General features: G+C 70.1%; 19 protein-coding genes and 1 pseudogene. 8 read left to right on the top strand and 12 right to left on the bottom strand.

Annotation, left to right across the window (positions count from 1 at the left end):
* Positions 1-114 precede the first annotated feature (114 nt).
* The 3 genes from IG08_RS0141285 to IG08_RS0141275 form a co-directional block, all read right to left on the bottom strand.
* On the bottom strand, positions 115-1,875 hold the full coding sequence (locus IG08_RS0141285; protein WP_030615620.1) for an alkaline phosphatase family protein: 1,761 nt from the start codon (positions 1,873-1,875) through the stop codon (positions 115-117).
* A gap of 227 nt (positions 1,876-2,102) precedes the next feature.
* On the bottom strand, positions 2,103-4,040 hold the full coding sequence (locus IG08_RS0141280) for an amylo-alpha-1,6-glucosidase (protein ID WP_030615616.1): 1,938 nt from the start codon (positions 4,038-4,040) through the stop codon (positions 2,103-2,105).
* A complete protein-coding gene (locus IG08_RS0141275; RefSeq protein WP_043456450.1) occupies positions 4,037-5,392 on the bottom strand; it encodes an MGH1-like glycoside hydrolase domain-containing protein in 1,356 nt (451 codons plus the stop codon). The genes IG08_RS0141280 and IG08_RS0141275 overlap by 4 nt, the downstream gene beginning before the upstream one ends.
* 284 nt (positions 5,393-5,676) lie before the next feature.
* On the opposite strand from IG08_RS0141275, the gene IG08_RS0141270 reads away from it, so the two are divergent.
* Positions 5,677-6,903 carry an ROK family transcriptional regulator gene (locus IG08_RS0141270; RefSeq protein ID WP_030615611.1) on the top strand — a complete coding sequence of 409 codons (1,227 nt, stop codon included), beginning with the start codon at positions 5,677-5,679 and terminating at the stop codon, positions 6,901-6,903.
* Between the two features lie 471 nt (positions 6,904-7,374).
* Positions 7,375-10,122, top strand: coding sequence for a pyruvate, phosphate dikinase (gene ppdK, locus IG08_RS0141265; RefSeq protein ID WP_052425073.1), 2,748 nt, complete (start codon positions 7,375-7,377; stop codon positions 10,120-10,122).
* Between the two features lie 128 nt (positions 10,123-10,250).
* Here the strand turns inward: ppdK and IG08_RS0141260 are convergent, their stop codons facing one another.
* Positions 10,251-11,027 (bottom strand): DeoR/GlpR family DNA-binding transcription regulator, encoded by a 777-nt coding sequence (locus IG08_RS0141260; protein ID WP_030615606.1) that lies wholly within the window; start codon positions 11,025-11,027, stop codon positions 10,251-10,253.
* Positions 11,028-11,175: 148 nt separating this feature from the next.
* Between IG08_RS0141260 and IG08_RS0141255 the strand changes: the two genes are divergently transcribed.
* The 3 genes and pseudogenes from IG08_RS0141255 to IG08_RS0141250 all read left to right on the top strand — a co-directional run bounded on the left by IG08_RS0141255 (position 11,176) and on the right by IG08_RS0141250 (position 13,501).
* Positions 11,176-12,633 (top strand): alpha/beta hydrolase domain-containing protein, encoded by a 1,458-nt coding sequence (locus IG08_RS0141255; RefSeq protein ID WP_234343094.1) that lies wholly within the window; start codon positions 11,176-11,178, stop codon positions 12,631-12,633.
* Positions 12,634-12,755: 122 nt separating this feature from the next.
* Positions 12,756-12,929: pseudogene (locus IG08_RS60835) on the top strand (IS5/IS1182 family transposase); the annotation flags it as partial.
* Between the two features lie 47 nt (positions 12,930-12,976).
* The gene (locus IG08_RS0141250) at positions 12,977-13,501 is read left to right on the top strand and encodes a P-loop nucleotide/nucleoside kinase family protein (RefSeq protein WP_030615600.1); all 525 of its coding nucleotides are present in this window, start codon (positions 12,977-12,979) and stop codon (positions 13,499-13,501) included.
* 95 nt (positions 13,502-13,596) lie between these two features.
* Here the strand turns inward: IG08_RS0141250 and IG08_RS0141245 are convergent, their stop codons facing one another.
* Positions 13,597-14,058, bottom strand: a complete 462-nt coding sequence (locus tag IG08_RS0141245; protein ID WP_030615597.1) for an excalibur calcium-binding domain-containing protein — start codon at positions 14,056-14,058, stop codon at positions 13,597-13,599.
* A gap of 95 nt (positions 14,059-14,153) precedes the next feature.
* Positions 14,154-15,314 carry an alkaline phosphatase PhoX gene (locus IG08_RS0141240; RefSeq protein WP_030615594.1) on the bottom strand — a complete coding sequence of 387 codons (1,161 nt, stop codon included), beginning with the start codon at positions 15,312-15,314 and terminating at the stop codon, positions 14,154-14,156.
* 602 nt (positions 15,315-15,916) lie between these two features.
* Between IG08_RS0141240 and IG08_RS0141235 the strand changes: the two genes are divergently transcribed.
* Positions 15,917-17,737 carry an ABC transporter ATP-binding protein gene (locus IG08_RS0141235; RefSeq protein WP_052425072.1) on the top strand — a complete coding sequence of 607 codons (1,821 nt, stop codon included), beginning with the start codon at positions 15,917-15,919 and terminating at the stop codon, positions 17,735-17,737.
* Positions 17,738-17,809: 72 nt separating this feature from the next.
* Positions 17,810-18,736, top strand: a complete 927-nt coding sequence (locus IG08_RS0141230) for an oxidoreductase (protein WP_030615587.1) — start codon at positions 17,810-17,812, stop codon at positions 18,734-18,736.
* Between the two features lie 4 nt (positions 18,737-18,740).
* On the opposite strand, the gene IG08_RS0141225 is transcribed toward IG08_RS0141230, so the two are convergent.
* The 6 genes from IG08_RS0141225 to IG08_RS0141200 form a co-directional block, all read right to left on the bottom strand.
* The gene (locus IG08_RS0141225; protein WP_043456470.1) at positions 18,741-19,385 is read right to left on the bottom strand and encodes a LysE family translocator; all 645 of its coding nucleotides are present in this window, start codon (positions 19,383-19,385) and stop codon (positions 18,741-18,743) included.
* A 45-nt stretch (positions 19,386-19,430) separates the two neighbouring features.
* Positions 19,431-20,198 (bottom strand): SDR family NAD(P)-dependent oxidoreductase, encoded by a 768-nt coding sequence (locus tag IG08_RS0141220; protein WP_030615581.1) that lies wholly within the window; start codon positions 20,196-20,198, stop codon positions 19,431-19,433.
* 86 nt (positions 20,199-20,284) lie between these two features.
* On the bottom strand, positions 20,285-20,866 hold the full coding sequence (locus IG08_RS0141215; RefSeq protein WP_030615578.1) for a TetR/AcrR family transcriptional regulator: 582 nt from the start codon (positions 20,864-20,866) through the stop codon (positions 20,285-20,287).
* A 54-nt stretch (positions 20,867-20,920) separates the two neighbouring features.
* Positions 20,921-21,271, bottom strand: coding sequence for a nitrite reductase small subunit NirD (gene nirD / locus IG08_RS0141210; protein ID WP_030615575.1), 351 nt, complete (start codon positions 21,269-21,271; stop codon positions 20,921-20,923).
* The gene (nirB, locus tag IG08_RS0141205; RefSeq protein WP_030615573.1) at positions 21,268-23,883 is read right to left on the bottom strand and encodes a nitrite reductase large subunit NirB; all 2,616 of its coding nucleotides are present in this window, start codon (positions 23,881-23,883) and stop codon (positions 21,268-21,270) included. Before nirB ends, nirD begins: the two co-directional genes overlap by 4 nt.
* A complete protein-coding gene (locus IG08_RS0141200; protein WP_030615570.1) occupies positions 23,880-25,097 on the bottom strand; it encodes an NAD(P)/FAD-dependent oxidoreductase in 1,218 nt (405 codons plus the stop codon). Before IG08_RS0141200 ends, nirB begins: the two co-directional genes overlap by 4 nt.
* A gap of 288 nt (positions 25,098-25,385) precedes the next feature.
* Here IG08_RS0141200 and IG08_RS0141195 point away from each other — a divergent pair, with 288 nt between their 5' ends.
* A complete protein-coding gene (locus IG08_RS0141195; protein WP_030615567.1) occupies positions 25,386-26,168 on the top strand; it encodes a sulfite exporter TauE/SafE family protein in 783 nt (260 codons plus the stop codon).
* The last annotated feature ends 34 nt before the right edge of the window (positions 26,169-26,202 follow it).

Here is a 26,202-nt window from a genome sequence, read left to right as displayed (position 1 = left end):
CCAGCCTCGGCCGGCAAAATCCAGCCCCTCCGGCGTTTGAGGAGCGGGGTCTGGGGCGGAGCCCCAGAAGGATGGGACGGGTAGGGGCGGCGGGGGCGAAAACCTGGGTCTCGGTCAGTTCGTCGACGGGTGCGGAGTCGACCCGTACGCCGTCAGGAAGCGGTCGCGGAACGAACTCATCTTCCACACCGGGGCGTTGTGGGCCGGCTTCAGACCCTCGGTCCAGTTCCAGGAGGAGATCTTGTCGAGGACCTTCGGGTCCTTGGCGACGATCGAGATCGGCACGTCACGGCTGGCATTGTTGCCGCTGACCCGGGCGATCGGCTGATGGTCGCCGAGGAAGACGAGCACGGTGTCGTCACTGCCGTAGCGCTCCAGCCACTGGGTGAGGGCGGTGACGGAGTACTGGACGGACTTGCCGTACTCCTCCTTGGAGCGGGTCGAGTCGGCGACGATGTCCGACGGCTTGTTGCCCGCCTTCTGGATCGCGTCGAAGACCGAACCGTCACCCAGCTCGTCCCAGCCGACCATCTTCGGAATGGGCGCCCAGGGCTGGTGACTCGAGGTCAGGATGATCTCCGACATCAGCGGCTTGTCGCGCTTCTTGCCGTGCACCTGCTGCTGGAAGGCCTCCAGCGCATACTGGTCCGGCATCGTCGACCAGCTGAACTTCGGTCCCTGATAGCCGAGTTGGAAGGCGTTGTAGACCTTGTCGAGGCCGTAGAACTTCTGCTCGGGCCAGGCCTTCTGCACACCCGGCATGACGCCGACCGTGTCCCAGTCGCCGGTCTTCTGGAAGGCCTTGGTGAGGCTGAGGTGGTCGCTGTTCATGACCGTCTGGTAGCGCTGCTGGTTGTCGACCCACAGACCGGACATGGTGGTCGAGTGGCCGAGCCAACTGCTGCCGCCGTACGTCGCCGACGTCAGCCAGCCGCTCTTCGCGTGGAAACCGGCCTCGGTGAGGGCCTTCGTGCTCACGTCGAGGGTCTTGTCGACCCCCGGTGCGATGTCCGGGTCCTCTAGCGCGCTGCGGCCGTAGCTCTCGATGAAGGTGAAGATCACGTCCTTGCCGCGCAGATCCGGCACCAGCTGATCGCCCGGTGTGTTGCCGAAGGTGTCGACCTTGGCCACCTTCGCGAACGCCGCCTCGTCCCGCAGCGTGTCCTTCACCCGCCGCGCCTGCATCGCCAGCGCCCCCGCCGCCCGGTCCGACGCGACCGGCATACCGGAGACCTGGAGACCGACCGCCGAGCAGGTGATCCAGACGGTCCCCGCGATCAGCGTGCCACGGCTGGCGGCGGACCGGTTGTCGGCGAGCAGATTGCTGAGCCGGACGGTCGCCAGAGCCATGAGGACCAGCAGTGCGAGGACGAGGACGACGGCCCCGACACTGGCCCCGAGCGCGACCGTACGGCCCATCGAGTCCTCGACATACGCCTGCGCGTCGTCCAACAGCCCCCAGTCGAGCACCATGTTGAAGCCCCGGCCGAGATACTCCCTGAAGCCCATGTCCAGCAGGTTCAGCATGGTCAGCACCCCGAGCCCCACCCCGGACACCACGGCCAGAACCACCCGCGGCCGCCGCGGCAGCCACAGCATCACGACCGCCCCGACGATCGCCTCCGCCGGAATCCGCGTGAACCGGTTCGGCTTCAGGGCCCCGACGGCGTTCGGCAGCAGCATCGCACCGAGGATGAGCACCGCGGCAAGGATGTTGATCGTCCAGCGGAGGACGCGGGCGGCGGTGGGGTGTCTGTCCCGCCAGGTGCGGAGATGAGCGAGGCGTTCCCGGAGCGTGGGGCGGGAGGGTGATGCCGAGGCTTCGGGGGCGTCCGCCGTGTCCGACTGCTGATGAGTGTGAGTGAAGACAGGCACCCGAAGGTCCTTCCGCGCGAGGCCCGGTGAGGCGGCGAACCCGATGACCGAACACCGGATCCGCCACATTCCCGTACGTCCCGCCGCACACCGTCGTTCACGAGGCGAGGCAAACACCGGGCAAACGCCTGGTCAACGCTAGCTGGAGCGCCCTTTAGGGGCGCGGGGAACTGCGCGACAAGCCACAACGAACCCGCAGCCGCCATACAACAGTCCCCGTCGAGCTCCTAGGCGCCCCCAACAGCCGTCAGCAAGGCAAGAGGCGCGGCCGCAGACCGAGATTCCCGCACACACGCATGCGGATACGGCACAGGCTCCCCATGCGTATCCCGCCCGTACCCCGCAAGAACCTCCGGCAGCCGATGCCCGGTGGCCGTCGCCGCATCCACCAACGCATGGGCGACCGAACGCGCCTCGTCATGCAGCCCGTACCGCGCCAGCCCCAACGTGATCAGCGCGTTGTCGTGCGGCCACACCGAACCCCGGTGGTACGACATCGGGTGATACGCCGCCTGTCCGGCCGCCAGCGTCCGCACACCCCACCCCGAGAAGAAGTCCGGCTCCAGCAACCGCCGCCCCACGACCTCCCCGTACTCCTTGTCGAGCAGCCCCGACCACAGCAGATGCCCCGCATCCGAGGCCAGCGCGTCCACCTGCCGGCCCTCCCCGTCCAGAGCGAGAGCGGGGAAGGACAGGTCCCGCATCCAGAAGTCCCGCTGGAAGCGGTCGCGCAGATCGGCGGCGGCCTGCTCGAGCAGCGCCGCGTACACCTCGTCGCCCCAGACGGTCCGGGCCAGCCCGGCGGTGCGCCGCAACGCGTCATACGCATACCCCTGGGCCCCCGCCGCCATCACCGGCCCGCTCGCGCGGCTGCCGTCGGCGGAGCAGATCGCGCCGGGGGAGTCCTTCCAGTTCTGGTTGGCGAGGCCGCCCTGGTCGGCGCGGTAGACGAGATAGCCGCGCGAGGTCAGCCCGCCGTGGTCCAGCATCCAGCCGACCGCCGCACGGGCGTTGGGCTCCAGACGGCGAGCCAGTTCGACATCCCCCGTGTGCTCGACATACGCCCCGAGCAGGACGAGGAACAGCGGGGTCGCGTCCACCGAGCCGTAGTAACGCCCGTACGGCACCTGCCCGAAGTGCGCCAGCTCGCCGTGCCGCACCTCGTGCACGATCTTGCCGGGCTGGGCGACCGACTCCGCCCCGACCTCCGTCGCCTGGGCCGCGGCGAGCGCGGGGAGGGTGGCGGCGGCCAGTTGGGGCCGGTAGGGGAGCGCGAAGAGCGAGGTGAGCAGGGCGTCGCGGCCCAGCAGGGTCAGGAACCAGGGGGCTCCGGCGGCCGGGACGCGCAGCTCCTCGCCGTCCGGTCCGGTCGCCGGGACCTGGAGGGAGGCGAGGTCCGCGAGTCCGCGCGCGCAGGCCGCGGCGAGCTCGGGCCAGCCGGTCGGGAAGGGCACGCCCTCCACGAACTCGCCCTCCATCGCGAGGAGTTGCTCGTTCAGAGCGGCCGGGGAACGCGGCACCCGCAGGGCCCGCTTGTCGCCGTGCGGCCGTGCCATGACTCGAAGGATCAACTCCGCCGTCCCGTGCGGTTCCAGATCCAGGGTCCATACGAGGCGACGGGCGCCGGTGCCGGTCTCCTCGACGCCGTCCGGAGCGGGCTCGGCCGTCACCGTCGTACAGGAACGCCATTCACCGCGCTGATAGGCGAACTCCACGCCGTTGTCGAGGACTTCGCGGGAGCGGGTGGCTCCTATCTTCGTGTACGTGCGGTAGTCGGAGCGCAGCTCGAACTGGTCCGTGAAGTCGGCGTCCGCGGTGACCGCGAGCCGGACCGTCGTCGGCACCGGACGGTTGCTGGTCACCCGGAGGGACTCGACGAACGAGCCGTCGCCGACGGCCTGTTCACGGAAAAGTGTGTAGGCGGGCGGCTCCTGGCGGCCGCCGCGCGGGACGAGGACGCAGCGCGCGGTGTCCCCGTCGGCGACCGGCGACAGGGCTTCCGGCACCGCGCCGTCCACCGTGAGCTGCCACCGGCTCAAGTGCCGGGCGTCACGTACGAATAACCCGTCCGGGGAGCTGCCGCCCCGTACGCCGCTGATGTCCCCGCCGTCGCCCACGGCGGCGAACGTCCCACCGTGCACGAGCAGATGATGCCGGTCCGTCATCCCCGGTCCCCTCCCTTGTGACTCATCGAGAACGTGCCGATGCCCGCGGGGGACACGTCGTGCCCGGGGCCTTGGTGCAGCAGGTCGAGCGAGAGCGCGGCGGTCCAGCTGAAGCCGGTCGCCCCGCAGGCCTCGCCGGAGTACGGGTCGACGTACTCCGCGAAGTCGGATGTGGCGGCGCTGTCCAGCACCGCCCGGCGCAGCGCCTCGGCGCGGTCCTCCTCGCCGTGCGTCCGCAGCGCGCGCTCCAGCAGCCAGCTCGTGTTGAACCAGGCCGGTCCGCGCCAGTAGCGGTGCGGGTCGAAGGCCTCGCCGAGAAGGTCGTAACTCGGCGTGAGGCGGGTCGAGTTGCCGAGCCCGAAGTGCGGGCCGCACATCGTCCCTACGACGGCGTCGGCGATGTCGCGCGGGAGCGTGGGCAGCAGCAGTGGGATCAGCCCCGAGACGCTGCGCTCGCGGATGAGTCCCCCGCCCCGCACGTCCCGGCAGAAGAACATGCCCTCCGCCGGGTCCCACAGCCGGTCGATCAGCGCCGCGGTCAGCCGCTCCGCGCGCGCGTGGCGGGCCGTGCCGGTCGCGCCCAGTTCCTGCGCGATGCGCGCGAGGGCGTGCTCGGAGGCGATGAGCAGGGCGTTGAAGGAGGGGTCCTCCACCGCGAACTCGCCCGCACCGACGCCACTTCCCCCGCCCAGCCCATCCCTGTATTCACGATCCCGGTAGTCCGTCGCCAGCCGCACGTACCGCCCGTAGTCCAGATCCGTCGGCCGGTCCTCGGCAGCCCCGTGGTCGAGGTCGGCGCGGCGGAAGGAGCGGGCCGGGGCGGGCGTGATCCGGCTCAACGGGGCGTCCCAGCAAGGGCTGTTGTCCATCCCCTGCTCCCAGGGGTGCACGACGGAGGCGAGGCCGCCCCCGCCCAGGTCGCGCCGGTGCAGCAGATACCGGTGCCAGGCCGCGAGCCGGGGATACACCCGGGTGAGGAAACCGCGCGCCCGCGACAGCCCCGGGTCCGCGCAGTGCACCAGCCACGCGGCCAGCGCGTGCACGGGTGGCTGCACGATGCCCGAGGTCTGTACGGTGCGCGGGGCGCCCGCAGCGCGCCCCGCGGTCGAGGAGCGCCAGAAGTCGGGGCTCGGGAAGTACGCGTCGAGCGGCACGGAGGGGTTGAAGACGATGTGCGGGATCCGCCCGTCGCCCCACTGGGCGTCGAAGAGCGTCTCCAGCTCCGTCTGTGCCCTCAGCGGCGACAGGTGGCGCAGGCCGATCGAGATGAACGCCGAGTCCCAGGACCACTGGTGCGGGTACAGGCTGTGCGAGGGCACCGTGGAGGTGCCGGTCCAGTTGCCCTCCAGCACACGTGTTGCCCTGACGTGCAGCGAATGTGTCGGGGGTGCCGGGTCGTATACAACGGCCTCGGGGCCCGTTACCTCACCATGGCCGGAAAAGGGTGGTGAGGAAATGGTGCTCACGGGATCCAAGTGACCCGCATTACGGGCCGTGAGCTGCGTTGTGCGATCCACTCTGGTCTCCCCGAAGACGTCCTGCCGACCGGTTCGGCTGTAGCTACCGTAGGGTTACGTCTATTTAACACGCAAAACTCAATATGTAATGCAAGCTTGAGAAACACAAGGGGGTGCGCATGACTGGACAGTCCGGTAGGACCGGGAGGGGTGCGAGTCAGGCGAGCGCCGGAGACCTGCTCGAACTGGTGCGAAACGGGCGAGCCGTTACGCGCGGAGCACTCCAGCAGGCCACGGGCCTCTCCCGCGCCACCGTCGGCCACCGCCTCGACCGTCTCTTCCGCGCGGGCTGGCTCCGCGAAGGCGCCGGCGGTCCTGTCGACTCCCCGCAGGGCGGTCGCCCCTCCATCACCCTCGAGTTCGACGACGCCCACGCGGTCGTCCTCGCCGCCGACCTGGAGACCCGGCATGCGCGCGCGGCCGTGCTGTCCCTGACCGGCGAGATCCTGGCCGAGCACAGCGGCACGCTGCCGATCGCGGACGGCCCGGACACCGTACTGGGCGAACTCGGCGGCTGGTTCGCCGAGTTGCTGGAGAAGGCGGGCCATCGCGCGGACGAGGTCTGCGGCATCGGCCTCGCGGTCCCGGGCCCGGTCGACAGCGAAAGTGGCCGAGTGGTCCAGCCACCGATCATGCCGGGCTGGGACGGCTACGACATAAGAGGCCGCCTGGCCAGAGCCTTCACCGAACGCACGGGTGCCCCGGCGGTCCCGGTCCTCGTCGACAACGACGCGAACCTCATGGCGTACGGCGAACAGCGCACGGCCCATGCCGACTGCTCGGCGTTCGTGCTGGTCAAGGTCTCGACGGGTATCGGCGCGGGGGTCGTGGTCGACGGCTCGATCTACCGCGGCATCGACGGCGGCGCGGGCGACATCGGCCACATCCGCGTCCCGGCGGGCGCGGAGGCGCTGTGCCGGTGCGGTTCCTACGGCTGTCTCGCCGCCGTCGCGAGCGGCGGTGCCGTGGCGCGGAAGCTCGCAGAAGCCGGGGTGCCGGCGGCCTCCGGCTCAGATGTGCGGGACCTGCTGGCGTCGGGGCACCCGGAGGCGGCGGCGTTCGCACGGGACGCGGGCCGACAGGTCGGGGACGTGTTGGCGACGGTCGTGACGCTGCTGAACCCCGGGGTTCTGATGATCGCGGGGGATCTGTCCGGAACCGCCTTCCTCACCGGCGTACGGGAGCTGCTGTACCAGCGGGCGCTGCCGCGCTCGACCGCTCATCTGGAGGTGGTCACCTCGCGGCTCGGTGAGCGGGCCGGGTTGGTGGGGGCCGGGGCATTGGTCGTCGAGTACCTGTATGCGCCGGAGCGGGTGGAGGAGCGGTTGCTGGCGCTGGGGGTGTGAGTGCGTCGCCGGTGTGAGCGCGTCGCCGGTGTGAGCCGCCGCCGTAGGCCCGACGGCTTCTGTGACAGGCAGGTTTCCTCTCCCGGAACGCGTCCGCATGGTGAAATCCGGGCGTCTGTGGCAGCGTGATTCTCGCCACGCTTGATAAGGGTTGCGCTCAGGTGAGCGGATCATGGGCGACTGCACTTCTCCAAGGGGTGGCACTCAGTGCCACCCCTTGATCGTTCATCGATCGAAATCAAGCGTGCCGATTGCCGCTCATGTGAGCGGAATCGGGGCTCTCTGAGCGCTCTTGCGTTCAAGAAGTGAAAACATCAGCCTGTTGCCGCTTGCCAAGCTTTGACTTTCGATCCGCTGGCGGACGAGTGGTTACAGGCACATGACGGTCAAGTGGACGTACCCAGGTGCCTTCGATCTGGGTATGTTCCTGCCCGTCAGGGCAGCCACCGCGTCCTCGAGGAGTCGAGACCCGTGTCGGAAAACAAAGATCCCAACGTAGCTGGGCAGGCCGCGAGCGTTGAGAGCGTGAAGTTCGTTTACGACTTCACCGAGGGCAACAAGGACCTCAAGGACCTCCTCGGTGGCAAGGGCGCGAACCTCGCCGAGATGACCAACCTCGGTCTCCCGGTCCCTCCCGGCTTCACGATCACCACCGAGGCCTGCAAGGTCTACCTCGACAGCGGCGAGGAGCCGGCGGCACTGCGTGACGAGGTGAGTGCGCACCTCGACGCGCTGGAACAGAGCATGGGCAAGAAGCTCGGCCAGGCCGACGACCCGCTCCTCGTCTCGGTCCGCTCCGGCGCGAAGTTCTCGATGCCGGGGATGATGGACACGGTCCTGAACATCGGCCTCTCGGACAAGTCGGTCCAGGGCCTGGCCAAGCAGGCCGGCGACGACCGCTTCGCGTGGGACTCCTACCGCCGCCTCATCCAGATGTTCGGCAAGACCGTCCTCGGCGTCGACGGCGAGCTCTTCGAGGACGCGCTGGAGGCGGCGAAGACGGCCAAGAAGGTCGTGGTCGACACCGAGCTGGAGGCCGCGGACCTCAAGAAGCTCGTCACCAAGTTCAAGAAGATCGTCAAGACCGAGGCCGGCCGCGACTTCCCGCAGGACCCGCGCGAGCAGATGGACCTCGCCATCCACGCGGTCTTCGACTCCTGGAACACCGACCGCGCGAAGCTGTACCGCCGTCAGGAGCGCATCCCGGGCGACCTGGGCACCGCGGTCAACGTCTGCTCGATGGTCTTCGGCAACCTGGGCCCGGACTCCGGCACGGGCGTCGCGTTCACCCGTGACCCCGCCTCCGGCCACCAGGGCGTGTACGGCGACTACCTGCAGAACGCCCAGGGCGAGGACGTGGTCGCGGGCATCCGCAACACCGTCCCCCTCGCGGAGCTGGAGACGATCGACAAGAAGTCGTACGACCAGCTCATGCAGATCATGAACACCCTGGAGAACCACTACAAGGATCTCTGCGACATCGAGTTCACCATCGAGCGCGGCCAGCTGTGGATGCTGCAGACGCGCGTCGGCAAGCGCACGGCGGGTGCGGCCTTCCGTATCGCGACGCAGCTGGTGGACCAGGGCCTGATCGACGAGGCGGAGGCGCTGCAGCGCGTCACGGGTGCGCAGCTGGCTCAGCTGATGTTCCCCCGCTTCGACGAGGAGGCCAAGATCGAGAAGATCGGCCGGGGCATCGCTGCCTCGCCGGGTGCGGCGGTCGGTCGCGCGGTCTTCGACTCGTACACGGCCGTGAAGTGGTCGCGTTCGGGCGAGAAGGTGATCCTGGTCCGCCGGGAGACGAACCCGGACGACCTCGACGGCATGATCGCGGCGGAGGGCATTCTGACGTCCCGCGGTGGCAAGACCTCGCACGCCGCCGTTGTGGCGCGCGGCATGGGCAAGACCTGCGTGTGCGGCGCGGAGGAGCTCGAGGTCGACACCAAGCGGCGTCGGATGACGGTGCCGGGCGGGCATGTGGTGGAGGAGGGGGACCTCATCTCCATCGATGGTTCGTCGGGCAAGGTCTACCTGGGCGAGGTCCCGGTCGTGCCCTCCCCGGTGGTGGAGTACTTCGAGGGCCGGATGCACGCCGGCGCGAACGACGCCGACGAACTGGTCGAGGCGGTCCACCGGATCATGGCTTTCGCGGACAGGAAGCGCCGTCTCCGTGTCCGGGCCAACGCGGACAACGCCGAGGACGCGCTGCGCGCCCGTCGCTTCGGCGCCCAGGGCATCGGTCTGTGCCGTACGGAGCACATGTTCCTCGGTGACCGCCGTGAGCTGGTGGAGCGCCTCATCCTGGCGGACACGGAGGCCGAGCGCGAGGAGTCGCTCAAGGAGCTGCTCCCGCTGCAGCGGAAGGACTTCGTGGAGCTGTTCTCGGCGATGGACGGGCTCCCGGTGACCGTCCGCCTGCTCGACCCGCCGCTGCACGAGTTCCTGCCGGACATCACGGAGTTGTCGGTCCGGGTGGCGCTGGCGGAGTCCCGCCAGGAGCCCCACGAGAACGATCTGCGCCTGCTCCAGGCGGTGCACCGTCTGCACGAGCAGAACCCGATGCTGGGTCTGCGAGGCGTACGCCTCGGCCTGGTCATCCCGGGTCTGTTCACGATGCAGGTACGGGCGATCGCGGAGGCCGTGGCCGAGCGCAAGGCGGCCAAGGGCGACCCGCGCGCGGAGATCATGATCCCGCTCGTCGGCACCGTCCAGGAGCTGGAGATCGTCCGCGAGGAGGCGGACCAGGTCATCGCCGAGGTCCAGGCGGCGACGGGTACCGAGCTGAAGCTGTCGATCGGCACGATGATCGAGCTGCCGCGCGCCGCGCTGACCGCCGGTCAGATCGCCGAGGCGGCGGAGTTCTTCTCCTTCGGCACGAACGACCTCACCCAGACGGTGTGGGGCTTCAGCCGGGACGACGTGGAGGCCTCGTTCTTCACGGCGTACCTGGAGAAGGGCATCTTCGGGGTGTCGCCCTTCGAGACCATCGACAGGGACGGCGTCGGCTCCCTGGTGAAGCTGGCCGTCGAGGCGGGCCGTAAGACCCGCCCCGACCTCAAGCTCGGCGTCTGCGGCGAGCACGGCGGTGACCCCGAGTCGGTCCACTTCTTCCACGAGGTCGGCCTGGACTACGTCTCCTGCTCGCCGTTCCGGATCCCGGTGGCGCGGCTGGAGGCGGGGCGCGCGGCTTCGGAGTCGGCGGGGAGCGATCACCGGTAGGCCGGTAGGCCGGTAGGCCGTACGGCCACTGAACGCCGGATCCGCCGCCCGTCCCCGACCCTCAACCGATGGGCGGCGGATCCGGATCACGAGAAGAGAGCGGCACCCTGTGCGGGGGTGCCGCTCTCTTACCTTGCGTGAGCCGTCGGTATCACCCTCACGCCCGCCTCGCTCAGGGCCGCGCAGGTCGCGTCGTTCTCCGGTGCGTCGGTGACGAGTGCGTGCAGGTCCTCGGGGCCGCAGATCTTCACCATGCCGGTTCCGGGGAACTTGCTCTTGTCGGCCAGGAGTACGACCTTGTCACTGGCGGAGATCATGGCGCGCCGGGCGGGCACCTCGGCGACGGTGGTGTCCATGACCTGGCCCCCGGGGCGGAGGCCGCAAGCGCCCATGAACAGCCAGTCGGCGTGCACCTGGCGGAGGTTGTCCTCGGCCATGAAGCCGTCCAGCATGCGTGACTCACGGATGACCATGCCCCCGAGCAGCATCAGGGCGATGTCGTCGTCACCGTTGAGTTCGTCATACACGGCGAGGTTGTTGGTGATGACGGTGAGGCGGCGGCCGTGCAGTCGAAGTGCCAGCCGGTGGACCGTCGTACCGCTGTCGAGAATGATCGACTGGCCGTCCTCGACCATGGCGGCCGCGTGGGCGGCGATGGCATCTTTCGCGGCGACCCGAACCCCGGCGGCCTCGTCGAAGGGCGGCTGCTCCTCGGACGGCTGCTCCTCCTCGACAACCGCTCCGCCATGGACCCTGGTGAGCAGTCCGTCCGCCTCCAGTTTGAGGAGGTCGCGGCGGACCGTCGCCGCACTGGCGTCGAGCTGCCCGGCGAGGTCGGCCACGGAGGCGGTGCCGCCGGAACGCAGGGCCTGCAGGATGAGTTGGTGTCGTCGTTCAGCCAGCACGCAACGGGACACTACACGCTGCCGACTAGCGCAACTCGCCGATTTTTAGCCGCAGTTGAAGGGTGATTGAGCGCGTCCGTGCGCATCCTTGCACAAAGTCGAGAACCTCAATTGCACCAACTGCTCAACCCCGTTACCGTCTGCGGGCATGAGACACACATGGGCAAGCAGGATCCGCAGAAGTCTGCTGGTGGCAGCCTTGTTACCCCTCTCGCTGCTGCTCACGGGCGCCCCGTCGGCCGCCGTGGCGCCGACCCCCTCGGTCACCGGCCCGGTGACGGGCGGAAACGGCGCCGTAGTCCTCCAGGGAACGGCGTTCGACCTGGCCTCCGTGGGATACACGCAGTCCGAGTTCTTCCTGTCCGGGAACGCCACTTCCTACGTCCCGACAGTGCCCCTCGACTCCGACGGGCGCTGGCAGGTGACGCTGGCGAGCACCGCGCCGTACACCACCCGGATCGTCGTGAACCGGCCGGCGGATCCGGCCCGTTTCAACGGGACCGTCGTCGTGGAGTGGCTGAACGTCACCGGCGGGCGGGACGTGGCCCCAGAGTGGATCTACAGCCACAACGAGCTGATCCGGGAGGGCTACGCCTGGGTCGGTGTCTCCGCCCAGGCCGTCGGGGCGAACGCCACCAAAGCCGCCGATCCGGTTCGCTACGCGGACCTCTCCCACCCTGGTGACAGCTACTCCTACGACATCTACTCCCAGGCGGGCCAGGCCGTACGGGACTCCGCCGCCACGGTCCTCGACGGGCTCAGCCCCCGCACCGTGCTGGCCGACGGCGAGTCGCAGTCCGCGTTCCGCCTCACCACCTACATCAACGCGATCCACCCCCTGGTGTCCGTGTACGACGGCTTCCTCGTCCACAGCCGGCGCGACACCGCCGCCCCGCTGTCGCAGGCACCCCAGGAGGACATCCCCACTCCCGCCGTCGTCCGCTTCCGCACCGACCTGGACGCACCGGTGCTCACCGTGCAGGCCGAGAACGACCTGCTGTCGCTCGGTTCCCTGGCCGCCCGGCAGGACGACACCCCCCGCCTCCGCCTCTGGGAGGTGGCCGGCACCTCGCACGGCGATGCCTACCTCCTCATCGGCCCGGGTGACGACGGCAGCGGCACCGCGGGCCTCCAGGGGCTGAACGCCCTGCTCGATCCCCCGACCCTGACCGGCTGCGATACCCCGATGAACGCCGGCCAGGCGCACTACGTCCTGGACACCGCCCAGTACGCGCTGAACCGCTGGGTGACGACCGGCATCCCCCCGGCCAGGGCGCCCCGCCTCCAGGTGGACAGCTCCGGTTCCGCACCCGCCTTCGTCCTCGACGCCCACGGCAACGTCCAGGGCGGCGTCCGCACACCGTCGGTCGACGTACCGGTCGCCACCCTGTCCGGCCTCGGCCAGTCAGGGGAGTCGTACTGCTTCCTGTTCGGCACGACGACCCCCTTTGCCGCGGAGAAGCTGACGGCCCTGTACCCGAGCCACGCCGCGTTCGTCGCCAAGTGGTCGGCCAGCACGGCAAAGGGCGCCGCCCAGGGGTTCATCCGCCCGGCCGACGCGGCCGAGTTGATGCAGGCAGCCGCCAACTCCGCTATCGGCGGCTGACCTTGGCTACGACCGGAACGGCCCCGTCACCTCGTACGTGATCCCACCCGACCAGCCGTCACGGTCACGGTGTGCGGAGTGCGTTCGGCGCGAGTGCCGAAGGGGATGACTGCCGTCGACGGGATCCGGCCGCGTGCCGAGCCCACCAGCACGCGGCCGGAGCACCGCACCGAGCGCCCCGGATCCCGAACCGCAGATCGAACCCTCCGCAGCACTGCCCCGGCGAGGGGCTGGGCCGCTCCCGGGGCGGACCGACCTGCAAGGCCCACCTCGCCGGGGCGGGCGGCCGCCGGCCCCGGAAAGGCGGTCGTCGTCCGCCTGGCTTGCCTGACATGATCCCGGGGTGGCCACGTTGTTCCTGATGGTCGGCCTGCCAGGGGCTGGAAAGACCACGAGGGCCCGGCAACTCGCCACGAAGCACGGTGCGCTTCGGCTGACGCCGGACGAGTGGATGATCCCGCTGTTCGGCGAGCCGGAGGCGGACGGGAAACGCGCTGTGCTGGAGGGACGGCTGCTCTGGGTCGTCCTGGAGGCGCTGAGCCTTGGTACCGGCGTGGTCCTGGACTTCGGATGCTGGTCGCGCGACGAAAGGTCCGCAATCCGCTGGCTGGCGGAGTCGGCGGGTGCGTCGTGCCACGTCGTGTACCTGCCGGTGGACCTGGGGACTCAACTGGCTCGGATCAGCCGCCGCGAGGCGACCACCCCGCAGCAGACCTTCCCGATGAACGAGGCCGACGTCTCGCGCTGGAGGACGCTGTTCGAGGAGCCCGACGCCGTGGAACTCGCCGGCGACCACGTCGGCGGTCCGCCTCCTGGGTGGTTGCGGTGGCGGCAGTGGGCCGCCGCTCGGTGGCCGTCGTTTGCCTGAAGGCCCACCAACCACTCGGCGGCCCGGCTCAGGAGGGGCCAGAACCTAGCCGTGCCGGTGGCACGCCGTACGCGGACGCCCTCGACCCCGTCGCCTCAACTGTCGCAGCCGACCCCGTCGTTGTCCCGGTCCAGGTGGGACGCGTACCCCGGCTCGCCCCGGTGGATGGGGGCCGCGCCGGCGGCTCGGGCCTCGCTGCAGTTGGCGTAATAGACGCTGCCGCTGTCGTCGTCGGAGCCGGAGTTGCTGTCCGCCTCGGCCTGTGCCGTCACCGTTCTGGTGACCTTGACCGTCTTCGTGGCGGTCACCGTGGTGGCCGGTTCGGGCTCGGCCGTCTCCGTCGCGGTGGACGTCGCCGTCACGGTCGTCGTCGGCTGCGGCTTGGCGGCGGTCGGCTTCGCGTCCGTCGTCGTGTTCTCGTCGCCGGCGCCTATGCCGACGCCGATGAAGAGGGCGAGCGCGAGGGCGGGCAGGACGTACCGCTTCCGGGCCCACCTGGGGGTGGGTCCGGAAGCGGGCTGCGGCGGCATGGGCGGAGTCGTGTACGGGCTGGTCATGTCGTCCCCCTGGAGTGTTACGTGAGGGGATGACCGTATTGCCGCTACCCGAGTTATGGAGGTGAAGTGTTCATTCCGTGACTATTTGTGCGGCGCTACGACCGGAACGGCCCCGTCACCTCGTACGTGATCCCACCCGACGAACTCCCGCTCGTCCCCCGCTGACTGGAGAAGTACAGCCGTGTGCCGTCCGGCGAGAAGGCCGGGCCCGTGATCTCCGACGACGACTGGCCGCTGATGCGCAGGAAGGGTGCGATCACGTCGTCCGGGGTGATCACGCAGATGTCCATGGTGCCGCCGTCCTCCGCGACGAACAGGTCGCCGGAGGACGAGCCGGTGATGTTGTCGACTCCGGTCAGCGGGGCGGTGCCACTCGTCACCAGCGAGTCGTCGTACGCCAACTCGTAGGTGCCGGCGGTCAGGTTGAGCTGCCAGACCCGGTTGTCGCCCTTCGTCGTGAACCAGACCGTGTCGTTCGCGTAGTGGCATCCCTCGCCGCCGTTGAAGGCCTTGGAGCCGGAGACCTGGGTGCGGGTGCTGGTCGGGGAGCCGTCCGGGTCGGGGACGGTGGTCCAGGAGAAGGAGCCCGACGTGGCGGTTCCCGCGACCATGACCTGGAGCGTGCCGGCGGACAGGTCGCCCCAAGTCGTCGGTACGAAGCGGTAGAAGCGGCCGTTCGTCTCGTCCTCCGTGAGGTAGACGACCTGGCGCACCGGGTCGGCCGCCGCCGCCTCGTGCTTGAAGCGGCCCATCGCCGCGCGACTGACGGCAGCCTGCGCGCCCCACGGATCCGTCTCGTAGACGTACCCGCGGTCGACCTCCTCGCAGGACAGCCAGGTGTTCCACGGAGTCCTGCCGCCCGCGCAGTTCTGCCGGGTGCCGGACAGGACGCGGTACGCCGACGTGATCGTCCCCGTCGAGGAGAATCTCACCGCGCTCGCGCCGCCCGAGGGGTTGATCTCCGAGTTGGAGACGTAGATCCAGCCCGTGCCGTCGGCGTAACAGGCGCCCCCGTCGGGCGCGTTGTGCCAGGTGTACGACGTTCCCGTGACCGTCTGCCCCGAGCGGGCGATCACCCGGCTGGTGAAGCCGGAGGGGAGACTGATGCCGTTGGCGTCCGCCGAGCCGAGGACCCCGTACGGGCCGGTGCCCGGCTGGGCGGGGGCGGCGTACGCGGCGCCGCGCCACAGGGTTCCGCCGAGGACTGCGGTGGTGCCGCCGATGGCGGTCGCACGAAGGAAGGTACGACGTTCCACTGTCGCTCCAAGGGGTGCGTGACCGTCCCGCCACCGGTCGGAGGCGGGGGCGTGCCGGTCGGACCCTAGGAGAACTTGGTGTACATGTCATGGCCGGGCTGTGAACGCGCAGGCGTACGCAGGCCCGCCCGCCTGCGGATTCCCCCTTGCTCCCGCTTTGACGGGCAATCAAATCCCAGGGAATTCCAAGGTTTCCACAGCATTTCACAGGGGATTTCATTCTGAATTTTCTCTTCACTCCGTTCCGGGGCGTGTTAAGTTCCTTCTCATCGGAAACCCGAAAGGAGATCGAAATGAGCTTCAGGGTGATTGCACCGCTTACCTCCCGGCGTAACGCGAACGTGGATCCGAACCCCAGCACCAATCCCAACCAGGTTCCCCCGCCCGCGCAGCAGGCGCGGCGCGGCCGTCGGCGCCCCGGCCAGGCCGTGCCTCAGCAGCCCGCCAACTAAGGGCTGATCGCCTGGTCGGAGGGGAGGGTCGTCGGTTTTCCGGCGGCCCTCCCCGGATGTCATGGGAGAAATGTGCGCGCATCCAAAGAATACTCAGGAGTCGAATTACCCCGGCAAGTTCCACCGGACCTGGAACTGTCCGAATACGGAATGCCTATTGTCCGTAAGCCCGGCAGAGGAATCACCCTCCCCACTCTCGCCGCCCGCACCGCCTTCCGCCGTTTCTGGCCCCTGACCAAGGGCCTGCGCCGCTGGCTCGTGGCCGTCTGGCTGTGCACCGTGCTGGGTGCGCTCGCCGAGACCTCCGCCATCCTGCTGTTCAGCGACCTCACCGACAACGCGCTGCAGAAGGGTTCCCTCGACGCCTTCTGGACCCCCGCCGTCCAGTGGCTCGGCATCGCCGTGATCGGCGCGGCGATCGGCTATGCCGGCGGCTCGCTGGCCGTCTGGGTGTCGGAGCGGTTCGTGATGCGGCTGCGCGAGCACGTCTTCGACCATGTGCAGAAACTGCCCCCGCACTTCTTCCAGCGGCACCGCCAGGGCGATCTGCTCTCGCGGCTGACCGGTGACGTCGAGGCCATCGAGCAGATGGCCGTCTCCGGCCTCATCGGCACCGCCTCCGCGCTGTTCAGCGCGGTCTTCTACGCGGCCGCCGCGTTCTGGCTGCGCTGGGACCTCGCGTCGGCGGCCTTCGTCCTCGCCCCGCTGTTCTGGCTGGCCGCCCGGAGATTCTCCGCCGGCGTGAAGTCGGTCGCGCGCGAGGGCCGGGTCGCCGACGGCGCGGTCACCTCCGTGGTGGAGGAGTCGCTCGGCAACCTCGTCCTCACGCAGGCGTACGGCCGCGAGGACGCCGAGCGCCGGCGGCTGCGGCAGGAGGCGTCGGCGTGGTTCCGGGCCGCCGTCCGCTCGGCCCGGCTCGACCAGGCGTACGGGCAGCTCGTCCAGGTCATCGAGACGGTCTGCGTGCTGGCCGTGATCGGCATCGGCGTCTGGGAGATCTCCGAGGGCCGGATGACGCTCGGCCAACTGCTCGCGTTCGCCGCCCTCTTGAGCTACCTCTACCCGCCCATCCGCAGCCTCGCCCAGCTCGGCCTCCTCGTCACCGCCGCCACCGCAGGCGCCGAACGGCTCGTCGAGGTGCTGGACACCCGGCCCGCCGTCACCGATTCCGCCCGAGGCGAGGCCGGCCGCCCCGACGGCACCGTCGAGATGCGGGACGTCTCCTTCCGCTACCCGGGGGCGGAGACCGCGGCCCTCGACGGCCTGTCCTTCACCGCCCACCCCGGTGAGCTGGTGATCATCACCGGCCCGAGCGGCGCGGGAAAGTCCACCGTCTCCAAACTCCTGCTCCGCTTCTACGACCCGGACGCGGGCGGAGTCCTCCTGGACGGCGTCCCGCTGCGGGACTTCCCGCTGGCCCGCCTGCGCGAGTACGTCACCCTCCTCCCGCAGGAGACCCTGGTCCTGCACGACACGGTCCGCGCCAACATCGCCTGCGGCCGGTCCGGCGCCAGCGACCACGCCATCGAGGAGGCCGCCCGGGCCGCCGACGCGCACGACTTCATCATGAAACTCCCCGAGGCATACGACACCCGGATCGACCCCAACTCCGCACGGCTGTCAGGCGGCCAGCTGCAGCGCCTCGCCATCGCCCGGGCCGTACTGCGCGACGCGCCCGTCCTCCTCCTCGACGAGCCGACCACCGGCCTGGACGCGATCGCCGCCCGCCGCATCGTCGAACCGCTGCGCCAGCTGATGGCGGGCCGCACCACCATCATGATCACGCACGATCTCGACCTGGCCCCCGACGCCGACCGCATTCTCGTCGTCGAGGGCGGCCGTGTCGTCGAGACGGGCCGGCACGACGACCTGCTCGCCCGGGGCGGCACATACGCCCATCTGTACTCCTCCCAGAACTCCGACCCCGCCCGGCTCGGCCCGATGGCATGGAGCGAGAGCGCGGCCTGGTAAGTCCCGTCGACGGCGGAGCACATTGCGGGCAGGCTTGCGGGAAGCGCTGAAGAGGGTGGAAGGAGCCTGGCCATGTCCGGCTGGAACGAGAAGGCCATCCCCGACCAGAGCGGCCGTACCGCCGTCGTCACCGGGGCCAACAGCGGCATCGGATACGTCACCGCACGCGAGCTGGCCCGCAAGGGGGCCCGGGTGGTGCTCGCGTGCCGGAGCGAGGCGCGGGGCATGGAGGCCGGGGACCGGATGGCCGCCGAAGTCCCGGGCGCGGAGATCGAGTTCACGCATCTTGACCTGGCCGACCTCGCCTCCGTACGGCAGTTCGCGCACACCTTCCCGTACGACCGTCTCGACCTGCTCGTCAACAACGCGGGCGTGATGGCGCTGCCGTACGGGACGACCGCGGACGGGTTCGAGACCCAGTTCGGCGTCAACCACCTGGGGCACTTCGCGCTCACCGGGCTGCTGCTGCCCACGCTGCTCGCCACACCCGGCGCCCGTGTCGTGACCGTCTCCAGCATGGCGCACACGATGGCCAACATCGACATCGACGACCTCAACAGCGAGCGCCGGTACCGGCGTTGGGTGGCCTACGCCCGCTCGAAGACCGCCAACCTGCTCTTCGTCCACGAGCTGGCGCGCAGGCTGGCGGCACACGGGGCGGAGGTGGTCGCGGCCGCCGCGCATCCCGGGTACGCCTCCACGAACCTGCAGAAGGCAGGCCCCCGGATGTCCGGGCGCAAGGGCTCCGAGTGGCTGATGGAGATCGGCAACCGCTTCCTCGGCCAGCCGGCGGACACCGGCGCCCTGTCCGTCCTCCACGCCGCGACCGCGCCCGACGTGCACCCCGACTCCTTCACCGGCCCCTCCTTCGCGGGCTGGCGCGGGGCACCGGGACCGTCCCGTCGGGCCCCGTGGACCCTCAACGACAAGGCGGGGGAACGGCTTTGGGCTGCCTCCGAGCAGCTCACGGGAGTGACGTACGACGCCCTGAAGGTCTGACGCCTCAGTCCTTGCGGCCCGTCGCGGCCACCGTCACGCCGAGCCCGATCATCGTGAGACCGCCGACGCCGCCCACCAGGGACAGCCGCCGCGGCGAGCGCGCGAACCAGTGCCGCGCGCCGGACGCGACCAGTCCCCACGCGGCGTCGGACGCGACCGCGATGAGGTTGAAGACCAGGCCCAGCAGCAGCATCTGAGCCGCCACCTGACCCTGGGCGCGGTCGACGAACTGCGGCAGTACGGCGGCGAAGAACACGATGGTCTTCGGGTTGCTCACGCCGACGGCGAAGCCCTCCCAGAACGTACGCAGCCCCCCGTGCGCCGCTGCTGAGTCGTCGCCGCTGAACGCGGCGTGCAGCGACCCGCGCCCCCGCCACGCCTTCACGCCGAGGTACACGAGGTAGGCGGCACCGGCCAGCTTGAGCGCCGTGAAGACGAGCACCGAACGCTCGACGATCGACCCGACCCCGAAGGCCACGGCCACGATCAGCACGTAGGCGCCGACGGTGTTGCCCACCACCGTGGTCAGAGCGGCGCGACGGCCCTGGGCGAGCGCCCGGCCGATCACGAACAGCACACTGGGGCCGGGGACCACGATCAGCAGGAACGACATCGCGGCGAAGGCGAGCAGACGGTCGGTGGGCACCATGCCGCCCATGGAAGCACGGGGGAGTGGCGCCCCTCCAGCGGATTTTCAGGCCGTCGCCCCGCTGTCCACCACCAGGTCCGTGCCCACCACCGAGGACGCGTCGTCCGAGGCCAGGTAGAGGACGGCGGCGGCGATCTCGGCGGTGGTGGAGATACGGCCGAGAGGGAGGGTGGCCGCGGCGCGTTCGGCGCGGTCGGCATCGTCCTCGCCGGGGCGCAGGGACATCGGGGTCTCGACGGCTCCGGGGCTGACCGCGTTGATGCGGACACCCTCGCGGATGTGGTCGAGGGCGGCGCCCCTGGTGAGCACGGAGACGGCGGCCTTGGTGGCGGCGTAGGCGGCGGCTCCGGGGTTGCGGGTGTGGACGCCGAAGACGGAGGCGATGTTGACGATCGCGCCGCCGGACGGCTGGGTCCGCATCTGGCGGATCTCGGCCTGGAGGGCCAGGAACACTCCGGTGACGTTGATGCCGAGCTGGGTCTGCCAGTCCTCCTCGGAGAGGTCGGCCAGGGGGCCGCCGCCGCGGAAGACACCGGCGTTGTTGACCGCCACGTCGAGCGAGCCGAAGCGTTCGACGGCGGCGTCCACGACGGCCTGGATGTCGGCGGCGCGTGTGACGTCGGCGGTGACGGCCAGTGCCTTGCCGCCCGCCCGCTCGATCAGGGCCACCGTCTCGTCGAGCGGCTCCTGTCGCCGTCCGGCCACGACGACCTGGGCCCCCTCGGCGGCGAGCGCGAGGGCGACCGCCCGGCCTATGCCCGAGCCCGCGCCGGTGACGAGAGCGGTCCTGTCGGTGAAGCGAGTGCTGGTCATGATCTCCCCTGTAACTCTTGACCGATGCAGTTCTTGACCGATCGGTTCAGTATGGCGGCAAATAAAAAGAGCCGAGTGTCCTGCGCTCAGTCGAGCAACACCAGCGACTGTTCCGCCGCGTCCCGCACCCGCGCCGGGTCCGGCGATGCCTTGCCGACGACCCTGAGGCCCTGCAGCAGTACCAGCAGCATGCGGGCGAGGGTGAGCGGATCGCGGTCGGTGGACAGCTCGCCCTGGGCCTGTGCCCGCACCAGCGCCGAGTGCAGCACGGTCTCCAGGTGGTCCCAGTTCCGCTCGACCTGCCGCGCGGCGGCGGGGTCGTGCGGGGCGAGCTCGGTCGCCGTGTTGGTGATGAAACAGCCGTGCAGGCGCAGGGTTTCGGCGGTGGCCTCGTCCGCGTACCGGCGCACGAGTGCCCGTACGGCGGGCAGTACCGGTCCTGGCTGGGAGAGTTCCCCCAGAAGGTCCGGGAGTCGTTCCTGGTAGCGCTCCAGCGCCTTCAGGTAGAGCTCGTGCTTGTTGCCGAACGTCGCGTAGATGCTCGCGCGGCCGATGCCGAGGTGCTCGACGAGGTCGGACATCGACGTCGCCTCGTAGCCGCGCCGCCAGAACAGCTCCAGGGCTGCCTGCAGCGCGGCCTCCGGATCGAACTCCTTGCTCCTGGCCACGTACCGCAGCCTAGATTCAATGAGAACGATCAGTCAAGAAATCCGGACACAGGCCTACGAGGCCCGCACCTCGTACGTCGCGATGCTCACCGTCTCGTCGTCCAGGCACTGCCCGGACTCCAGGTCGAAGCGCTGCTTCAGCAGGGGCGAGGCGACGAACGGCCGGCCCTGCTGGGAGCCGATCAGGCCGCGGGAGAGGACCGCCGCACCGCCGAACGGGTCGCGGTTGTCGACGGCGTACAGCTTGCCGGCGCGGTCGCGGAACAGGGCGACCTGGCTTCCGTCGGGCAGCAGGGCCGCCACGCCCCGGCCGGGGAGCAGCCGGCTCAGGTCGCAGACCGTGAACCAGCCGTCGGCCAGCTGGAGTTGGACCTTCAGGTCGGTGGTCTCGGGTGCCAGGGTCATCGCTGGGCGCTTCCTTCCAGGACGTCTTCAGCGGGGCGCATGCCGATGGACAGCAGCGGCAGGTCGGGCTTGATCTGGTCGCGCTCGGGGACGAAGCCGACGACCGGGTCGGGGGTGTCCGGCGCGTTCACGAAGGACACGAACCGGGCGAGCTTCTCGGGGTCGTTGATGGTGGTCGCCCACTCGTCGGCGTAGTGCGCGACGTGGTCCGTCATCAGGGACTCCAGCTCCTCGCAGATGCCGAGGGAGTCCTCCACGACCACGTCACGGACGTGGTCCAGGCCGCCGGGGATCCGCTCCAGCCAGGTGGAGGTGCGCTCCAGGCGGTCGGCGGTGCGGATGTAGAACATCAGGAACCGGTCGATCAGCTTGATCAGTTCGGTGTCCGTGAGGTCCTGGGCCAGCAGGTCCGCGTGGCGCGGGGTGGCGCCGCCGTTGCCGCCGACGTAGAGGTTCCAGCCGGCCGCGGTGGCGATGATGCCGAAGTCCTTCGACTGGGCCTCCGCGCACTCGCGGGCGCAGCCCGACACCGCCGACTTGAGCTTGTGGGGCGACCGCAGGCCCCGGTAGCGCAGCTCCAGGTCGATCGCCATGCGGACCGAGTCCTGGACGCCGTAGCGGCACCAGGTCTGGCCGACGCAGGACTTCACCGTGCGCAGGGACTTGCCGTAGGCGTGGCCGGACTCGAAGCCCGCGTCCACCAACCGGGTCCAGATGAGGGGCAGTTGCTCGACGCGGGCGCCGAACATGTCGATCCGCTGGCCACCGGTGATCTTCGTGTAGAGGCCGAAGTCGCGGGCGATCTCGCCGATCACGATGAGGCCCTCGGGGGTGATCTCACCGCCGGGGATGCGCGGGACGACCGAGTACGAGCCGTTCTTCTGCAGGTTGGCCAGGAAGTGGTCGTTGGTGTCCTGCAGCGTGGCCTGCTCGCCGTCCAGGACGTAGCCGTCGGCGCCGATCGTCGGAGCGAGGGAGGCGATGATCGAGCCGACCGCCGGCTTGCAGATCTCGCAGCCGTCGCCGCCCCGGGCGCCGTCGCGGCCGTAGCGGTCCAGGAGGTCCTGGTAGGTGTTGATGCGCAGGGCGAGGACGATCTCGTAGAGCTCCTCGCGGGTCTGCGAGAAGCAGCCGCACAGGCCCTTGTCGACCTCGACGCCGGACGCCTCCAGTTCGGCGGTGACCAGCTGGCCGAGCACCTTGACGCAACTGCCGCACGTCGTACCGGCCTTGGTGCACTTCTTCACCTCGGGCACGGTGGTGCAGTTGTGCTCGGTGACCGCGCCGCGGATCGTGCCCTTGCGGACGTTGTTGCAGGAACAGATGATCGCGTCGTCCGGCAGCGCGGTCGGGCCGAGCTGGACGGACTCGCCGGCGCCGGCGGGCAGCACCAGCGACTCGGGCGAGACCGGCGGGACCGAACCGGTGAAGGCCTTCAGCGTGCCGTACGCCTCCGCGTCGCCGACCAGGATGCCGCCGAGCAGCGTGCCGTCGCGGCCGATGACCAGCTTCTTGTACAGGCCCGAGCGGGAGTCGGAGTAGACGACGTCGAGGCAGTCCTCGGCGGTGCCGTGCGCGTCGCCGAAGGACGCCACGTCCACGCCGAGGAGCTTGAGCTTGGTGGAGAGGTCGGCGCCGGTGAACGACAACTGCTCGGTCTCGTCGGCGGCGATCGTCGCGGCGGCCGTCTCGGCCTGCTCGTAACCGGGGGCCACCAGGCCGTACACCCGGCCGTCGGAGGCCAGCGCGCACTCGCCGATGGCGAAGACGTGCGGGTCGGCGACGGTACGGCACTGGTCGTCGACCGTGATGCCGCCGCGCTCGCCGACCGTCAGGCCGCAGTCGCGGGCCAGCTGGTCGCGGGGGCGGACACCGGCGCTGAACACCACCAGGTCGGTGGCGAGTTCGGAGCCGTCGGAGAGCTTCATGCCGGTTACGGCACCCTCGGAGTCGACCACGATCTCCTGCGTGCCCACACCGGTGTGCACGGACAGGCCCATCTCCTCGATGGTGCGCAGCAGCGCCGCGCCGCCGCCCTCGTCGACCTGCACCGGCATCAGGCGCGGCGCGAACTCGACGATGTGGCTGGTGAGTCCGAGGCCCTTCAGCGCGCCCGCGGCCTCGAGGCCCAGCAGACCGCCGCCGACCACTGCACCGGTCGTGCGGGTCTTCGCGTACTCCTCGATGGCGAGGAGGTCCTCGATCGTGCGGTAGACGAAGCAGCCCTCGGCGTCCTTGTTGGGGACCGGCGGGACGAAGGGGTACGAGCCGGTGGCGAGGACGAGAGTGTCGTACTCGAAGACCTGACCGGACCGGGCCGTGACCCTCTTCGCCTCGCGGTCGACCGTCTCGGCCGGGTCACCGACGTACAGCTCGATGCCGTGCTCCTCGATGAACGCCATGTCGGTCATCGAGAGGTCCTCGGGCGTCTTGCCCGAGAAGTACGAGGTGAGCGCTACCCGGTCGTACGCGGGACGCGGCTCCTCGCACAGCACCACCACACGGTGCGTGGCGGTCATGCCGCGCTCGGCGAGCGCTTCGAGGAAGCGCTGGCCGACCATGCCATGGCCGACGAGCACGATCGTGGGGGTGGCCCCCAGGGTGGCGGTCATGAGGAGCCTCCATCGTTGGTGAGCAGGTGGAGCAGGGGGCCGCCGTCAGTGGGGAGCGGCTCTGCTCCCTCCCAGGCGCGGGCGAGTGCGCCGACGGTGCCGAGTTCGCCGACGAGGACCCCGCCGACCAGGCGGTCGTCGCGGACGACGACCTTGCGGTAGGTGCCGCGGGTGGCGTCGGCGAGCTGCACGACGTCGTCCCCGGGGCGCGGCTCCGTCTCGCCGAAGGCGGCGAGGTCGAAGGCGCTCTGACCGGGCAGGGTGAGCCGGGTCAGTGAACGGGTGCCGGTGTAGCGGGCGTTCGCCCGACCGGCCAGCAACTCGGCGAGCACATCGGCCTGTTCGAGGGCCGGAGTGGCCAGCCCGTAGATGTTTCCGTCGTGCTGGGCGCAGTCGCCGATGGCGTGGATGTGCGGGTCGGACGTACGGAGTTCGTCGTCGACGATGATCCCCTTGCGTACGTCGAGGCCCGCGATCTGGGCGAGGCCCACACGCGGGTGGACCCCGCAGGCGAGGACCACGATGTCGGCGTCGAGGGCGTATCCGTCGGCCATCTCGACCGAGCGGACCTTGCCGTTGACGACGCGCACGTCACGGACGCGGCACTCGGTGTGGACCTCGACGCCGAGGTCCTTCAGGTGGCGCTTCACCAGCTTCGAGGCGCTCGGGTCGAGCTGGCGCTCCATGAGCCGCTCGGACTGCTGGGCGAGCACGACCTGGGCGCCGCGCTGGGCGAGCGCGCGGGCCGCGGAGACCCCGAGGAGCCCGCCGCCGATCACGACCGCCTTGGCCCCCGGCCGGACCGCCTCGGACAGGCCCAGGCAGTCGTCCATCGTGCGGAAGGCGTGGATGCCCTCGGGCAGCTCGTGGTCGGGGGTGAACAGGCCGCGCAGGGGCGGCAGCACCGGGTTGGAGCCGGTGGCCAGGACCAGCGTGTCGTATGCGATCTTCGAACCGTCCGCGCACTCGACGGTGCGTGCGCCGCGGTCGATGCCGGTGACCCGGGTGCGGGTCAGCTCGGCGGGCGTGGGCAGCGCGATCACGTCGGGCGTGTACCGTCCGGCCAGCACCTCGGCGAGCAGCACCCGGTTGTACGGGCGGTGCTCCTCCTCGCCGATCAGCGTCACGGACGTGCCGAGCTCGCCGAGTCGCCGGGCGAGACGGACGCCCGCGAGTCCGGCGCCGATCACCACCACACGCGTATTCGAGGTCATGTCTAGGAGCGTGCGGTGCCGGTGTTACCCGGCCGCATCACGTCTGTTTCTCGCGAGGAACGCTGCCCTCAGCGGCGGCCGGACATGGGTGTGAGGGTTCGGGGTGTGCGCAGGGGACGGACTGTGAGGTGATGCGGGTCGTGAAGCGGGGAAGGGGCCCCGGCCTCCCGTTTCGGCGCTGACGAAGGCCGACAGGTGCAGACTGCATCGTCTACGAGCGACGCACGTCACACCCCGCCCGCACGATCGATGGCTGGGGCAGGTATCCCGTCCCTTAGGGTCGCGATCATGCCCGACATATCGCTGACCATGATCGTCGTCCTGTGCCTCGCGGCCCTCGCGGCCGGCTGGATCGACGCCGTGGTCGGCGGCGGGGGTCTGCTCCTGCTCCCGGTGCTGCTGCTCGGCCTGCCCTCCAGTACCCCGGCCGCGTACGCGCTGGGCACCAACAAGGCGGTCGCCATCGTCGGCACCTCGGGCGCCGCGGTGACTTACGCCCGCAAGGCGACCGTCGACGTGCGGATGGCCGTACGCATCGGTCTCGCGGCCCTCGCGGGCTCCTCCGCCGGGGCCTTCTTCGCGGCCGGTATGAGTACGGACGTGCTGAAGCCCGTGATCATGGTGGTGCTCCTGGCCGTGGCCGCCTTCGTGATCCTGCGCCCCGCCTTCGGCACCGCCCCCGCGACCGGCCCGGTCACCCGCCGCCAGATCCTCGCCGCGATCGGCCTCGCGGGCCTCGGCATCGGCTTCTACGACGGTTTGATCGGCCCCGGCACCGGCACGTTCCTCGTCCTCGCCCTCACCGCCGTCCTCCACCTCGACCTGGTGACCGCCTCCGCCACCGCCAAGATCGTCAACTGCTGCACCAACGCGGGCGCGCTCGCCACCTTCGCCTGGCAGGGCACGGTGCTGTGGCAGCTGGCGGGGCTGATGGCGGTGTTCAACCTGGCGGGCGGCACGCTGGGCGCGCACACGGCACTGAAGAAGGGCAGCGAGTTCGTCCGGGTCGTGCTGCTGACGGTGGTGTTCGCGCTGGTGGCGAACCTGGCGTACGAGCAGTGGCTCGCGTGAAAACGAGTGGAGGGCCGCCAGGCGGCCTCTTAGT

Source organism: Streptomyces fulvoviolaceus (assembly GCF_000718165.1).
Lineage (GTDB): Bacteria > Actinomycetota > Actinomycetes > Streptomycetales > Streptomycetaceae > Streptomyces > Streptomyces fulvoviolaceus.
Note: the sequence above shows the minus strand (reverse complement) of the source record. Positions and strands in the feature narration are given on the sequence as shown.

Excerpts from the sequence above, each read along its gene's own strand:
- IG08_RS0141280 (WP_030615616.1), bottom strand. The coding sequence starts at position 4,040 with ATGACGGACCGGCATCATCTGCTCGTGCACGGTGGGACGTTCGCCGCC.
- IG08_RS0141270 (WP_030615611.1), top strand. The coding sequence starts at position 5,677 with ATGACTGGACAGTCCGGTAGGACCGGGAGGGGTGCGAGTCAGGCGAGC.
- IG08_RS0141255 (WP_234343094.1), top strand. The coding sequence starts at position 11,176 with ATGAGACACACATGGGCAAGCAGGATCCGCAGAAGTCTGCTGGTGGCA.
- IG08_RS0141245 (WP_030615597.1), bottom strand. The coding sequence starts at position 14,058 with ATGACCAGCCCGTACACGACTCCGCCCATGCCGCCGCAGCCCGCTTCC.
- IG08_RS0141235 (WP_052425072.1), top strand. The coding sequence starts at position 15,917 with ATGCCTATTGTCCGTAAGCCCGGCAGAGGAATCACCCTCCCCACTCTC.
- IG08_RS0141230 (WP_030615587.1), top strand. The coding sequence starts at position 17,810 with ATGTCCGGCTGGAACGAGAAGGCCATCCCCGACCAGAGCGGCCGTACC.
- IG08_RS0141225 (WP_043456470.1), bottom strand. The coding sequence starts at position 19,385 with ATGGTGCCCACCGACCGTCTGCTCGCCTTCGCCGCGATGTCGTTCCTG.
- IG08_RS0141220 (WP_030615581.1), bottom strand. The coding sequence starts at position 20,198 with ATGACCAGCACTCGCTTCACCGACAGGACCGCTCTCGTCACCGGCGCG.
- nirD (WP_030615575.1), bottom strand. The coding sequence starts at position 21,271 with ATGACCCTGGCACCCGAGACCACCGACCTGAAGGTCCAACTCCAGCTG.
- nirB (WP_030615573.1), bottom strand. The coding sequence starts at position 23,883 with ATGACCGCCACCCTGGGGGCCACCCCCACGATCGTGCTCGTCGGCCAT.
- IG08_RS0141200 (WP_030615570.1), bottom strand. The coding sequence starts at position 25,097 with ATGACCTCGAATACGCGTGTGGTGGTGATCGGCGCCGGACTCGCGGGC.
- IG08_RS0141195 (WP_030615567.1), top strand. The coding sequence starts at position 25,386 with ATGCCCGACATATCGCTGACCATGATCGTCGTCCTGTGCCTCGCGGCC.